The organism is Acinetobacter sp. ANC_7512 (assembly GCF_056779935.1).
The window spans coordinates 33,145-46,582 of the sequence record NZ_JBWYIX010000005.1 but is presented as its reverse complement, the minus strand read 5'-3'; the positions used below and the strand labels follow the sequence as shown (position 1 = coordinate 46,582).

Below are 13,438 nucleotides of genomic sequence, written 5' to 3'. Positions count from 1 at the left end.
AAAATGATGAGAACCACGCTAAGGCGTGGTTTTTTTATGCATCAACATCTATTGCTACGAATTCTAGCTATAATATCGTTTGGTAAAATTTAGGTTCAGATATGTTAAAAGGTATAGCATTGTCAGTTATGGCATCAGTGACATTTGGGGTGCTATATTTTTATACGTATTTTCTTAGACCACTAGACAGCGAGCAAACCTTTGCTTGGCGAATGTTAGCCACGTTACCTTTCTTAACGCTGTTTATGTGGTGGTCGGGTGATCTAAAATATGTTCGAGAAATTTATAATAAAATTTGCAAACAACCATCTATTTTAATTTGGCTCTTGATCAGTTCATTTTTGTGTACAACTCAACTCTGGTTATTTTTGTGGGGGCCAATCAATGGTCGGGGGCTTGAGGTTTCTTTAGGATATTTTTTGTTGCCTCTGGTGATGGTTCTCTTTGGTTGCGTTCTTTACAAAGAAAAGCTCTCAAAGTGGCAAATTGCAGCTGTGTTTTTTGCAATTCTTGGTGTCAGCCATGAAATCTGGCGCATCGGTACTGTGGCATGGGAGACCATGTATGTTGCTGTGGCTTATCCGATCTACTTTTTTTTAAGAAGAAAATTTGGAACAGATCATTTAGGTGGATTCTGGTGGGATTTATTGCTGGTGATTCCAGTTGCTATTTTTCTAGCATTTTTTTATTCAAACACATTGCCCCTGATTATTGAGTTTAAATATCTCATTTTAGCCGTACTAGGTCTAGGTTGCTTAAGTGCCTTAGGGCTTGGAAGTTACATCTTGGCGAGCAGATATCTTCCATTTGTGATTTTTGGGTTATTGAGTTATTTAGAGCCGATTTTGTTGGCAGGAGCATCAATGGCAATGGGTGAACGCGTGGAAGCAGGAGAATGGTTGACTTATATTCCAATTTGGTTTGCTGTATTGCTCCTTATTTTGGAGGGTGCAATTTATCTCTATCGTCAAAGAAGAACTGAAAAGTTACTTCAATATCAACATAAGAAACTACAATCGCGTCTAGCCCAAAATGATGAGCACTAAGTTTCATATCATTACATAAGGATGAGTTGTACATAAGAGTTTTTGACTGAATGATAAGAATAATTACTTATTCTTTAAAAATATTTGTGACACAATTAACTAAAATATAAAAATGTGATAAATTTATTAAATCAATAATAATTCTAATTTAACAATCATGATTCAGTACCAAACAAGAGCAGCATTATTACAGATGGAGCCTAGTCTGGATTTAAACTGGCAAAGACTCTTAGAGCGTATATTTCAACATTCTGATAGTGATGTTCGCGAAGAAATTGATCGTCAAATTCTAAAACCTAAAGATATATTTTGGAATCGTGTGAATAACACGTTCGAATATAAAGTCACGACGTCGCTGGGAATTTTAAAGCACAGTTTTTCTAGTGAAAGAATGCGCTCCATTGCAGCAAAGTTATGTCAATCTATCCAATGGTTGAAGGAGATGACGGATTGCGTACAAGTGGCGGACTATTTGGAAAATGCGCTGTATCAAATTGACCAGATTGCTGTTGAGGACAATTTAAAATTACAACGCGAAAAAATGTTAATGCGTCGGGTTTTTTTGCAAGATGTTGCTAAGTTAATTCGTGAATTAAATCTTGAAACACCAGTTGGAGCTCGTCAGTTAACTTCAGCTCAGATTAAGAGCTTTATGATAGAAGTATTTATTAAGCAACAATTATTGGGGTATTGGTTTAAACCCCTTCTACCTAGAAGCTCATCGATCATGGAGCATCCTTTTTTTGCACAATGGTTGCTGAAAGAACAGTCCATTCGACACTTTGATATTGTTAAAACCTCTGAATTTCTATTCGTCATCGCACCAACCAGTCAGTTTGAACAGAATCCATTTTCGATCCGTCGTTTTTTATTTGAAGATCGAATGGAATACAACCAGCAAATTTATCTCAATGGGTTGGTTTTGGATATGCGCCGTTACAATGAAGAGGGGTATATCAAACAGTTTATGGAACACGTGCAGATGATGGTTACTATTCAGCATCAAGTGCATAAAGATGTCATTCAAATTGTGCAAGAATTTGAAGATGTTGCTGAACAGAAGATATTACCGCTTTTGACACAAAATTTAGGGATGGCTGGAAGTAATAGTGATTTTGTAGCCAAACAGCATTTACGGAAGATTGAGCAAGCATTGACTGTCGAATTGCTACAACCTCTCGTGGTGGCTTTAGAACAGCATTTATCACATATTGAAGAATATGAGCATCTGTTTAAAAGTGTGCATCGCATATTTTCAGATATTCTGGCGAATTATAAAGATTTTAAACAACAGCCTTCATTATTTTTTAATTCCTCAGTTCAATTGTTTGAATACAAGTTGTTAGCCTATTTAAAACTACTTGAAAAGCGTAAAGATGAAATATTTGTACCATTGAATATGTATGAGCGTGGAGTCATGCATGAGCGCTCCAAGAAACCGTTAAATGCATTACAAGAAGATTTAAGCCAACATATTCAAGATTACCGAGAAATGCTGTCTCATACGATGCGTTTGAAACGAGATTATGCTGAAGTTCAAGGCTCATTTTTAAAAAGAATGGTGGCTGGAGAAAAGTTAGAAAAAGAACTTCAACAAACTTCATTGGCCATGGTGAAAATCAAGAAGCAGGCTTATCTAGATATTTTAAGTGTGCCTAAAAACTATCGAAAATATAGTGTATTTATTGAATTTGAAAGTTTTTCAGCTACAAGTGAGTTTGAACGACATTATGCATTCCCTTCGGGGCAAAATGGTTTAACTAAGCTTCCAGTATTGGTCAAACTCCCAGAAAACTTAGAAGATTTTAATTTAGAAGATTTAAATATGATGTTGAGTCAGGATATTTCGGCTTCACCAGTATTTAGTTGAACCGGATGTAACTCAGTGACGAAATTGGATTTGTAGGCTTAATGATCAGTATTTGATATCTAAATGAAATCATATACCCAAAAAATTATTTTGTAATTCAATTGCTAAAATATATTTTTTACAAAGAGAAAATTGCTTTAGTAAAAAATAAAACGAGTTTTCATTTCAACTCTGAGTTAATTCCTTTACAATTATGGGGTTTTGAAATTTATGCTTAGATTTACAATTAATTAGAGGACGTATCTGTGAGCAAAGACACTATCGTTGCCCTACATGCAGAGCACCAAGGTCGCTGGAAAAACCGTGAAGAACTCGCGGAACGTATGATTGCCCTTGTTGGTCAGTTATACCGTGAAAAAAACATCGTAGCTACAGTATACGGTCGCTCTTTAATTAACCGCTCGGTTATCCAAATTCTTAAAGCTCATCGTCGTACACGTGTTTTAGACGTTGAACTTTCTGCTGTAGATACTTTCCCAATCCTCGAAGCATTGGTTAAAGTACAAAATATCGGCACAGCTGAAATCGATTTAGGCAAACTTGCTGTAGAATTTAAAGCAAAAGGTGGCGATGTAGATGCATTCGTTGCTGACGCTGTTAAATCACTACAAGGCAATGCTGCATCTGTTGAGCATAAAGATGTTGTGCTTTATGGTTTTGGTCGTATTGGTCGTATCCTTGCACGTCTTATGATTGGTCAGTCTGGTCTTGGTCGTGGTCTAAATCTTAAAGCGATTGTTGTTCGTAAATCATCTGATGGTGATTTAGAGAAACGTGCTTCTTTACTTCGTCGTGACTCTATTCATGGTCCATTTGCAGGTACGATTTCTGTAGATGAAGAGAACGAAGCAATTATTGCGAATGGTCAATTCATCAAAGTGATCTATGCATCTAATCCATCAGAAGTGGATTACACTGCATATGGTATTGAAAATGCATTGGTGATTGACAACACTGGTAAATGGCGTGACGCTGAAGGTCTTGCTCAGCACCTTAAATGCCCAGGCGCTGCACGTGTAATTTTAACTGCACCTGGTAAAGGTGATATGAAGAACGTTGTGTTTGGTGTTAACCAAGCTGACATTCTTGACGAAGATACAATCATCTCTGCTGCAAGCTGTACTACAAACGCGATTACACCGACGTTGAAAGTACTTCATGACAAATATACAGTGATTAATGGTCACGTTGAAACAGTTCACTCATTCACGAACGACCAAAACTTGATCGACAACTACCATAAAGCTGACCGTCGTGGCCGTGCTGCAACGTTGAACATGGTGATCACTGAAACGGGTGCTGCTAAAGCAGTTGCTAAAGCACTTCCAGCGCTTAAAGGCAAATTAACTGGTAACTCTGTACGTGTTCCAACACCTAACGTGTCTTTAGCAATCCTTAATCTGACTTTAGATAAAGAAGTTGATCGTGATGAAGTGAACGAATATATTCGTCAAATTTCTATCAACTCTAATCTACAAGGTCAAATTGGTTATACAAACTCTACTGAAGTTGTATCATCTGACTTTATCGGTTCACGCACTGCAGGTGTTTTTGATGCGCAAGCAACAATTACGTCTGGTAACCGTTTAACAGCATATGTATGGTACGACAACGAAGTAGGTTATAGCTGCCAAGTTCTGCGTATTGCTGAACAAATGGGCGGCGTAAGCTATCCAAAAGTTCCTGCTGAAACAAATGCATAATTTGTAAGACATAAAAAGAGCCTCTTTCGAGGCTCTTTTTTATTTGCCTAAATTTACGTAATTAAGACTTTAGAGCAATATGGTTTCTTCAAAATAAGTGGTTTAATATTGAAAAATTGTGTATTTGTTCACATAAAATATGGATTGTGAGCAGGTGATTAAAAAAAATAAGTGTTAAAGGATTATATTTTTGCGCATCAAATATCTTGTCATTGGCTTCGTGCTGATTGCTTTGGCTGCCGCGAGTGGTATAGCAATTGCCTTATGGGTTTTTCAACATTTTAAAATTTACATTCCACTTGAAGATCAAGCCGTGAATATTGATCTTCAAGAGCCATTGCAAGCGAAAGTTCAAATCCATGATGCTTTGGATGTGAATGTGACAGGTCGTGTGAAAACGACCATTCCTATACGTGAAAATCTTTCTATTCCTGTACAACAAACATTGAATCCTATGGTTCATTTCGACAATCAAGTACCAATTAAAACGGTTATTCCAGTCCGTGAAAATTTGATTGTGGATCAAAATTTAGCAGTAGATACTAAAGTTAAGGTTCGCATTTTGGGCAAAGATATTACACTGCCATTGAAAGGGACGATTCCAATTAAACTTGATGTACCTGTTGAAATGGATGTTCCCTTAGATCAAATGGTTCACTTGAAATTTCAAGCACCTGTTCAAGCGGATTTAAAAGAGAATCTACGCATCCCATTAAATAAGGATTTAGATGTGGATATACCAGTACAAGGTCATTTGAATGCACCAATTAAAACTGCGTTAGAGGCTTCAGTCAACGTACAAAATACTTTGCCAATTAAAATACAAAAAGGTGAGTTGGTTATCCCACTCAATACCTTAACATTACAAAAAAATCAAAAAGTGGAAGCAGCATCACCCATTAAAGTTCAGAAGGATGATCAATCTGCTGAATCGGTGAAAGCCCAGTGAGCTCGAGAAGCATGAGTGCTAAAAAAATCGTGGGATATGGTTCGCTCTTGTTTATTATCGTGGCAAGCATTGTCGCCGTAGGTTTTTGGCTATATCTCAATATTCAAGCATCCATTCAAGTCACTGCGAAGAATGCAAGTGTACAATTATCAGAATCATTGCCGACAAAAATTGATGTTGGGAATTATCTTGAGGTACAAGCGATTGGTGCGCTAAATACACAAATTAAAGTGCAGGAAAATATTGATTTAGATTTGCAGGGTAAATACAAAACCAATCTCAAGTTTAAAGTCGAAGTCCCTGTTTCTGTGAGTGTGGATTATCAAACGAAAGTAAAAATCGATCAAACGATTCCAATTAGTGCAACAACAGATTTGGTGTATAAAACACGACTTTTACCTAAATTTCCGTTAAATTTAGATTTGCCTATTCAGCTTGAAGTTCCATTTCATTTAAAGCGTACTTATCAGGTTCCGATTACGATTGATTTTGATGGTCCTGTCTATTTAGATTTGCATGAGCAGCTTGATGTGGATATTGATCATGTTTTCAAACCGGTATTGCATTTAAATGATCCAATTTTGATGAAGGATGTATCTAGTTTTAGAGCAACAATGTATAACTTGGAGCGAGAAACAAAGGCGAATTTAGATATGAACTTGGATTTACCTCTGCGCAATATTAAAAAGTAAAAACTCCCCTTTAAGGGGAGTCTATCCTCTAAGCATTCAGGGCTTGCTGAATGATTTCACGAATCGATGTGGTTTTTCGACCAATTAAATGTTCAAGATCTTTGTGTTCACTGTACATCGCACCATGGGCGGTGTGAAGATCTGCATCTACAATGACGTCAATGAGACCTAGTGGTAAACCAGCTTGAATTAATCCTTGACGATAATCTTCTGGAGATAAGTTTTGATATTTCACAGGCTGTTGTGAAAACTCAGAAAGTAAGGTCGCAAAATCATTTAAGCTAAAGCTTTCGCTACCTGCAAGCTCGTAAATTTTGTTCAAATGTTGAGCTGATTCATCATTTAATACTTGAGCTGCAGCAGTGGCATAATCCAAACGAGAAGCTGAACTAATTAAACCATCTTGAGCCGCTCCGTACACAATGCCTGTCTCGATTTGATGGGTGAGCGCAGATAAATAGTTTTCGCTATACCAATTATTTCTTAAAAAGGTGTAGGTAATAGAACTTTCACGTATTAATTTTTCCGTTTCTCGATGTTCATTGGCTAAGCCAAGCGGAGAATGATCTGCGTTCAGTAAGCTGGTATAGATTAAGTGAGGAACTCTAGCTTTAATTGCAGCATCAATAACAGCCTTGTGTTGTGGAGTGCGACGACCAATTTCATTGGCAGAAATGAGCAGGAGTTTATCAACATCCTGAAGGGAATTTGCGAGATCATCTGGCTGATCATAATCAAATTTGCGTACTTTAATATCTTCAGAAAATAAAATTTTAGCTTTTTCTGGGTTGCGAACCAAAGCAATAATTTCATGCTTGCTATGAAGTTTTTTAAGTTCTTGAACAACTAAACGACCTAATTCACCAGTTGCACCTGTAATCGCAATTTTCATTTTAATTTCCTCTCATTGTGGCTAAAAAATAAACTTGATGAAGGCATATTAATCTGTTAACTTACTTAATGAAAGTACGTACCTAAAAGTAAGTTATTAACTGTTAAGAGAAAAATGATGAATACATATGCGCATAGTGATTTATTAGGTCAAGTTTTATCCAGTGAATGTCCTTCTCGTGAAATTTTGGAGCATCTCACCAGTAAATGGTCAGTTCTCGTCCTAAGTTGCTTGAGTGATGGTGTGCATCGTTTTAGTGAGCTAAAACAAAGAATTGAGGGGGTGAGCGAAAAAATGTTGGCTCAGACACTAAAAACCTTAGAAAAAGATGGTTTTATTTTGCGCACTGTCTATCCAGTAGTTCCTCCAAAGGTGGAGTATCAACTCACTGTATTGGGTTCAAATGCAGCGATGAAATTAAATGAGTTGATCCATTGGGTTGAGCGAAATTTACCCGAGATTTTGGAAAGTAAGGCAATTATTACGCGATAGTTATATTTCATCATTTCGTTATCGCTCAGTTTAAAGTGTGTACTGAGCGAGATGTTTATATGGTTTTCATGATCTTAAAATCATAACGATCAATACATAAAATTAAAATTGAGAAAAACAGTCCCAAAGCAACGCAACCAATCCATGCATAATGTTCCCAAGCATAGACAGCACCTAAAGAACCTAATGCAGCGCCTGAAAAGTAAATGGTCATATATACAGCATTAATTCGTGAGCGTGCTTGACCATCAATACGATAAACTAGATTTTGATTTAAAACATGAAATGCAGTGAGACCAAAATAGCTCATCAATACGCCAAGTGCATAAATGAAGATGTTCTGTTGCGCGAAATATAATGGAATACAAGAGAACAGCATCAAGGTGATACATAATTGAGCGACAAATTCTTCTTTCCCTTTGCCAACTGTTTTACCAGACCAACTCGAGGAATAAATTCCGATAATACCTAACAGACCAAATAGACCAATTTGAAAATCAGTAAATTGATATGGGGCACTCCCTAAAACAAAAGTCATCGATGTAAACACCATTGAGAGAATGCCAAATCCTAGGGCACCCGCGCAGGCACGGCGTATGAGATGCGGATTATGCTTTGCGATGCTCCAAAGTGATTTGTAAATATCGGTGACTTGTAAATGCGAAGCAGGTTGAGTGTTGGGGAGTTTTTTCCACATTAAACATGCAAAACATAAAGTCAAAATACCACTACTGAAATAAACGCCTTCCCAAGACCAATAAGTTGAAACAAAGCCGGCAAATGTCCTAGATAAAATAATCCCCATGACCAGTCCGCTCATGAGTTTACCTACAACTGCTGAGCTTAATTCAGGTGGGCTAATGGAAGAAGCAAAAGGGATTAATACTTGTGCTGATATGGCTCCAAATGTTGCACAGAGGGTAAAGATATATAAAGTGCTAATATCTGAGCTGAAAGACAAAAGGATCTGCGAAATTGCCGCAAATATCATTAAACTCACAATGAGTTTTCGTTTATTAAAAAAATCTCCAAGGGGTACCAAAAGCATGAGTCCGAGCATATAACCCACTTGAGCGATAACTACGGTAAATCCGGCTTGGCTGGTCGAAATTTCTAAACTTCTTTCGATTGAATAAATCAGTGGTTGATTGAAATAAGCTGAACCTGCACAGACACCACAGGCCAAAGCCATAACAAGCACGAATTGTGAGGATAAAGGGGTAGCAGAGCGATCCATGTCAAAATCTTAGAGTGCAATTTAATGCACTATAGGCATTATTTTATGGTTTCAGAAATAAATAAAACCAATGATGTCATTTGATAAAACAATGAGTAATGAATAAATCAAATTTAATGCAGTGATACACCAAAATATTAAAGACTCAATTTATGAAAAAAGTCGCTAACTTATTCTCAACCTGCATAAATATAGTCGAGAAATACTTTAAAATATGGCAGAATAGGCGGTTTTAAAGTTTTTAGAGGATTGGCATTATGCGCTTTGTTGATGAAGCAGTCATTACCGTAGAGGCTGGCGACGGTGGCAATGGCGTAGCCAGTTTTCGCCGTGAAAAATTCGTACCATTTGGTGGTCCAGATGGTGGTGATGGTGGTCGTGGTGGCAGCGTATATATTCAAGCTGATGACAACACCAGTACGCTTGTAGATTATCGTTATACCCGTAGATTTCGTGCTGAACGTGGTAAAAATGGTGCTGGCGCAAACTGTGCAGGTCGCGGTGGTGAATCCGTAACACTATATGTTCCAGTAGGAACAACAATTGTAGATACTGAGTCTGGCGACATCATTGGTGATTTAATTGAAAATGGTCAACGTGTTCTTGTTGCTCAAGGTGGTGACGGTGGTTTAGGTAACACTCACTTTAAGTCATCAACGAACCGTGCTCCACGTAAATGTACACATGGTAACAAAGGTGAGTTCCGCGAAATTCGCCTAGAGCTGAAAGTTTTGGCAGATGTTGGCTTATTAGGTATGCCAAATGCGGGCAAATCAACATTTATTCGTGCTGTCTCTGCAGCAAAACCAAAAGTAGCAGATTACCCATTTACAACTATGGTACCTAATCTTGGTGTTGTAGATGCAGATCGTCACCGTTCATTTGTAATGGCTGATATTCCAGGTTTGATCGAAGGTGCTGCAGAAGGTGCAGGTCTTGGTATTCGCTTCTTAAAACATTTGGCGCGTACTCGTATTCTTCTACATATCGTGGATGTACAGCCAATTGATGGATCAGATCCAGCTTATAATGCTAAGGCAATTTTAAATGAACTTTTAAAGTTCTCTCCAACATTGTCAAAACTCCCAGTGGTGTTGGTTTTAAATAAAGTAGATCAGTTGCCTGAAGACTCAAGAGATGAGTGGTGCAATCACATCCTTGAAGAGTTGAAATGGGAGGGTCCAGTATTTAAGACTTCAGGCTTGATGTCTGAGGGAACCAAAGAAGTCGTTTATTATTTAATGGATCAAATTGAACAACAGCGCGAACGCGAAGTTGAAGATCCAGAGTATGCAGCAGAAATGCAAGCATTCCGTGATCAGCTTGAAGCTGAAACACGTGAACAAACCATTGCAGCTAAAGAGGCTTATCGTGAAATGCGTCGTAAACAACGTCTTGCCAGTCAAGAGGATGACGATTTTGACGATGATGAAGATGATGGCGAAATGGAAGTGTACTACGTACGTTAATCTCTTTATATAAGAGACAGAGGACAAGATGATAGAAGTGGTAGATGGGCAACGTCAGCTCAAGGGTTGCAAAAGAATCGTTGTTAAAATCGGATCATCTTTACTCACAGCAAACGGAAAAGGTTTAGATATAGATGCGATCTCGCATTGGGCGGGGCAAATTGCAGATCTACACAATGCAGGGCATGAGATTATTCTCGTGTCTTCCGGTGCTGTGGCTGAAGGTATGGTTCGAATGAAACTTGAGAATCGACCCACGGATCTACCCAGTCTTCAAGCTTGTGCTGCCATTGGTCAAATGGGGCTGATACAAACTTGGTCTAGTGTATTGTTGAATCACAATATTCAGTCTGCACAAGTTTTATTGACTCATGATGACTTGGCTGACCGTCGCCGTTATTTGAATTCTTGTGATGCTTTACAACATTTAATCGATTGGAAAGTGATTCCAGTGATTAATGAAAATGACACTGTATCTACTGATGAGATTCGATTCGGAGACAATGATACTTTAGCTGCAATGGTTGCAGGCCAAGTTCATGCTGATTTATTGATTATTTTGACAGACCAAGAGGGGATGTTTGATTCAGATCCTCGCTCAAATCCTAATGCGAAGTTGTTTCATACAGTTCGCGCATTAGATGAAAGTTTGTTTGATATGGCAGGTGGTGGTGGTAAGTTTGGTCGAGGTGGAATGCTGACCAAAGTACGCGCTGCTCGTTTAGCTGCGAAATCAGGATGTCCTACACTGATTGCCAGTGGAGACAGTAATCATGTGTTAACTCGATTAATGTCGGGTGAGATGCTGGGTACGTTGTTTATCACTGATAATGATCGAATCACTGCTCACCAACAATGGTTAGCTGCGCATTTGCAAACTGCAGGGCGATTGGTGATTGATGATGGTGCTGTGAAAGCGATCAAAGAAAATCATCGGAGTTTATTGCCTGTAGGTGTGAAAGCAGTTGAGGGGCATTTTGAGCGTGGTGATGTGGTGGAGTGTGTGGATCAGCAACGGCATCGCGTCGCAGTTGGTCGTGTCAACTTTAGTTCACGTAGCGCTGAAATTGTCAAAGGCTTACCCTCAGATAAGGTACACCAAGTTCTAGGTGAAGCACGTTCATTAGAAATGATCCATCGCAATCATATGGCGATCTATTAATTTCTTATTAAAAAAAAGCTCGCTTAGGCGAGCTTTTTTTGTGGGTCAAGATCGGGTAATTGATGAGATGATCCGACCATATAAGGATAATCAGCCATATCTAACATCGCTTGATCCTCATAAGAATTTCCATAAGCATAAATTGATTGAAATTGGTCTACATCATATTGCTTGAGTATGCGCTGTCTTTTTTCTTCGCCACTACAATCAGGAGAAGAATAATGACCAGTATAAAACTGATTGAGCACTTCAGTTTCAGTACAAATCAAATCTACATTTAAAATCTGAGAAATGGGTTTTAAATAAATATCAATGGATGCAGAGACAATCGCAATGCGGTCACCACGGAGTTGATGCTTGATCAGTTGTTCATAAATGGGTGAGTTTAAGTGTTGTTGTAATGAATGGGCGTATTCAAGTGCAATCGGATCTGCATCAGATTTAGAAAATCCAGTAAACATTGCCTTGAATAGCTTAGGGCGCATTGCGTGCGCGGGGTAGATATTTAAAAAATAGGCTTGAATCCAAGGCAGGGTTTTTAGTCCTTGCTTAACAATATGTCGTTTTGATAAGGCGTAAAAGATAAAGCTAGTAAAACTATCTTTATCACATAATGTTCCATCAAAATCAAATAATGCTAGGTTTTGATTCTTTTTGCTTTCTGCATACATGTTTGATATCGACCGTTAACTCGCGTAGCAAACCAGTTGGTATTGTAGTCGCGACTAAGCTTAGGACCTGAAATAACCACTTCAGGCATAATGGCATAAAATTTTTCTTTTCCAATTTTCTTTTCGTAAAGCTCAGTCACAGCTTTATAGGTTTGCGTATCTTCAAACTTTTTCTCTTTTTCTTTCTTTAAATCAGCTCGAATTTGACGAGGTGTAATAAATACATTATTTGCGGCAAATACATTGATAAGTTCTTGTTCAGATTGACTCTTTTCAGCTTTTGGATTGCCATTTTTATTGTACAGTAATAAGTCTCCATCAAGCGTTAACTCTGCTGCTGTTAATTCATTGAGCATGCTTTGGAAAGCGGCGTTACGACTTGAATACATGCCTGAATTGTAGTCTGCAAAGCGATATATGGGTTGATCATAATCTGCTGGATACATCATCAGGCGGTGAATACCATAATAGAGTCCGCCATATTGACTATAAAGGTCTGATCTTAGATCTGCGATACTTCCACCTTGGCGCTTATGTTCTTTTGCATAGCTAATATGAACTTGCATAGAGCCTAAAGTGGTAATGGGATTTAGTTTTTCACCAATATCTTGACCAACGAGTTTAGCTGCACCAGTGAGTGCACTGACATGGTAGTGTTTTGCCATGTGAGCAAAAATCTCACGATACAATTCATCTAATTCTCGTTCGGTGGAGACTTTTCGCATTTGTTTTAGATAATTGTCTTCAGGTGTTGGTTGATTTTTTAAGACTTCTTGGAAATACCCCGCAACGGTGCCTCCGATACTATCTCCTAATTTATCTTTAAATTTTTCATCTAAACGATCTTCAATTTCTTTAACTGCTTTGGCACCTAGTCCGGGTACATGGGGATCTGCAACAAAATTAGATTCTTGATCGACTACAGCAATAATGGTACACACATTTTCTTTCGTTTGGGGTATACCGAGTTGCTCGGTTATTTTATAAATATCCTCGGCCCATGAACCACGATTATTAACGCGGCCAGGAATGAGTTTTGAGATTTGTTCTGCATCAATCGTTTTATCTTGTGTGTTCCACCATGATGAGTCACCACAAGCACTCATGAATAAACTTAATGTAGCAACACTACAGGCTTTAAAAATTACATTAGAGCGAAAGCTATTTTTCATAAATGCAAAGTATCAGGGATAAAGATTCTAGCGAAGTATACTATTTCATTCACGATTTGTGAGAACTTATATGTATACAAGAT

The 13,438-nt window shown here is 38.1% G+C and carries 12 protein-coding genes; 8 read left to right on the top strand and 4 right to left on the bottom strand.

Going from position 1 to position 13,438, the window contains the following annotated elements; all coding sequences use genetic code 11:
* Nucleotides 1-101 precede the first annotated feature (101 nt).
* The 5 genes from rarD to AC1M9H_RS06410 all read left to right on the top strand — a co-directional run bounded on the left by rarD (nucleotide 102) and on the right by AC1M9H_RS06410 (nucleotide 6,260).
* Nucleotides 102-1,046 carry an EamA family transporter RarD gene (gene rarD / locus AC1M9H_RS06430; RefSeq protein WP_481613013.1) on the top strand — a complete coding sequence of 315 codons (945 nt, stop codon included), beginning with the start codon at nucleotides 102-104 and terminating at the stop codon, nucleotides 1,044-1,046.
* A 157-nt stretch (nucleotides 1,047-1,203) separates the two neighbouring features.
* On the top strand, nucleotides 1,204-2,916 hold the full coding sequence (locus AC1M9H_RS06425; RefSeq protein ID WP_092767046.1) for a hypothetical protein: 1,713 nt from the start codon (nucleotides 1,204-1,206) through the stop codon (nucleotides 2,914-2,916).
* A gap of 245 nt (nucleotides 2,917-3,161) precedes the next feature.
* Nucleotides 3,162-4,619 carry a glyceraldehyde-3-phosphate dehydrogenase gene (locus AC1M9H_RS06420; RefSeq protein WP_180028420.1) on the top strand — a complete coding sequence of 486 codons (1,458 nt, stop codon included), beginning with the start codon at nucleotides 3,162-3,164 and terminating at the stop codon, nucleotides 4,617-4,619.
* A 190-nt stretch (nucleotides 4,620-4,809) separates the two neighbouring features.
* Nucleotides 4,810-5,568, top strand: a complete 759-nt coding sequence (locus tag AC1M9H_RS06415; protein WP_481597352.1) for an MFS transporter — start codon at nucleotides 4,810-4,812, stop codon at nucleotides 5,566-5,568.
* Nucleotides 5,569-5,579: 11 nt separating this feature from the next.
* Nucleotides 5,580-6,260 carry a hypothetical protein gene (locus AC1M9H_RS06410; protein ID WP_481597351.1) on the top strand — a complete coding sequence of 227 codons (681 nt, stop codon included), beginning with the start codon at nucleotides 5,580-5,582 and terminating at the stop codon, nucleotides 6,258-6,260.
* 28 nt (nucleotides 6,261-6,288) lie between these two features.
* On the opposite strand, the gene AC1M9H_RS06405 is transcribed toward AC1M9H_RS06410, so the two are convergent.
* On the bottom strand, nucleotides 6,289-7,152 hold the full coding sequence (locus AC1M9H_RS06405; protein WP_481613012.1) for an SDR family oxidoreductase: 864 nt from the start codon (nucleotides 7,150-7,152) through the stop codon (nucleotides 6,289-6,291).
* A gap of 117 nt (nucleotides 7,153-7,269) precedes the next feature.
* On the opposite strand from AC1M9H_RS06405, the gene AC1M9H_RS06400 reads away from it, so the two are divergent.
* Nucleotides 7,270-7,644, top strand: a complete 375-nt coding sequence (locus AC1M9H_RS06400; protein WP_481609867.1) for a winged helix-turn-helix transcriptional regulator — start codon at nucleotides 7,270-7,272, stop codon at nucleotides 7,642-7,644.
* Nucleotides 7,645-7,699: 55 nt separating this feature from the next.
* On the opposite strand, the gene AC1M9H_RS06395 is transcribed toward AC1M9H_RS06400, so the two are convergent.
* A complete protein-coding gene (locus tag AC1M9H_RS06395; protein WP_481613011.1) occupies nucleotides 7,700-8,881 on the bottom strand; it encodes an MFS transporter in 1,182 nt (393 codons plus the stop codon).
* Between the two features lie 257 nt (nucleotides 8,882-9,138).
* Between AC1M9H_RS06395 and cgtA the strand changes: the two genes are divergently transcribed.
* Nucleotides 9,139-10,350, top strand: coding sequence for an Obg family GTPase CgtA (cgtA, locus tag AC1M9H_RS06390; protein ID WP_092767039.1), 1,212 nt, complete (start codon nucleotides 9,139-9,141; stop codon nucleotides 10,348-10,350).
* A 28-nt stretch (nucleotides 10,351-10,378) separates the two neighbouring features.
* On the top strand, nucleotides 10,379-11,512 hold the full coding sequence (proB, locus tag AC1M9H_RS06385; RefSeq protein ID WP_035265485.1) for a glutamate 5-kinase: 1,134 nt from the start codon (nucleotides 10,379-10,381) through the stop codon (nucleotides 11,510-11,512).
* Between the two features lie 23 nt (nucleotides 11,513-11,535).
* On the opposite strand, the gene AC1M9H_RS06380 is transcribed toward proB, so the two are convergent.
* Both AC1M9H_RS06380 and AC1M9H_RS06375 read right to left on the bottom strand, forming a co-directional pair.
* A complete protein-coding gene (locus AC1M9H_RS06380) occupies nucleotides 11,536-12,183 on the bottom strand; it encodes an HAD-IB family hydrolase (protein ID WP_481613010.1) in 648 nt (215 codons plus the stop codon).
* A complete protein-coding gene (locus AC1M9H_RS06375) occupies nucleotides 12,150-13,355 on the bottom strand; it encodes a DUF1615 domain-containing protein (RefSeq protein ID WP_481613009.1) in 1,206 nt (401 codons plus the stop codon). The genes AC1M9H_RS06380 and AC1M9H_RS06375 overlap by 34 nt, the downstream gene beginning before the upstream one ends.
* Nucleotides 13,356-13,438: the final 83 nt, after the last annotated feature.

Excerpts from the sequence above, each read along its gene's own strand:
- proB (WP_035265485.1), top strand. The coding sequence starts at position 10,379 with ATGATAGAAGTGGTAGATGGGCAACGTCAGCTCAAGGGTTGCAAAAGA.
- AC1M9H_RS06380 (WP_481613010.1), bottom strand. The coding sequence starts at position 12,183 with ATGTATGCAGAAAGCAAAAAGAATCAAAACCTAGCATTATTTGATTTT.
- rarD (WP_481613013.1), top strand. The coding sequence starts at position 102 with ATGTTAAAAGGTATAGCATTGTCAGTTATGGCATCAGTGACATTTGGG.
- AC1M9H_RS06425 (WP_092767046.1), top strand. The coding sequence starts at position 1,204 with ATGATTCAGTACCAAACAAGAGCAGCATTATTACAGATGGAGCCTAGT.
- AC1M9H_RS06400 (WP_481609867.1), top strand. The coding sequence starts at position 7,270 with ATGAATACATATGCGCATAGTGATTTATTAGGTCAAGTTTTATCCAGT.
- AC1M9H_RS06395 (WP_481613011.1), bottom strand. The coding sequence starts at position 8,881 with ATGGATCGCTCTGCTACCCCTTTATCCTCACAATTCGTGCTTGTTATG.
- AC1M9H_RS06410 (WP_481597351.1), top strand. The coding sequence starts at position 5,580 with ATGAGTGCTAAAAAAATCGTGGGATATGGTTCGCTCTTGTTTATTATC.
- cgtA (WP_092767039.1), top strand. The coding sequence starts at position 9,139 with ATGCGCTTTGTTGATGAAGCAGTCATTACCGTAGAGGCTGGCGACGGT.
- AC1M9H_RS06375 (WP_481613009.1), bottom strand. The coding sequence starts at position 13,355 with ATGAAAAATAGCTTTCGCTCTAATGTAATTTTTAAAGCCTGTAGTGTT.
- AC1M9H_RS06405 (WP_481613012.1), bottom strand. The coding sequence starts at position 7,152 with ATGAAAATTGCGATTACAGGTGCAACTGGTGAATTAGGTCGTTTAGTT.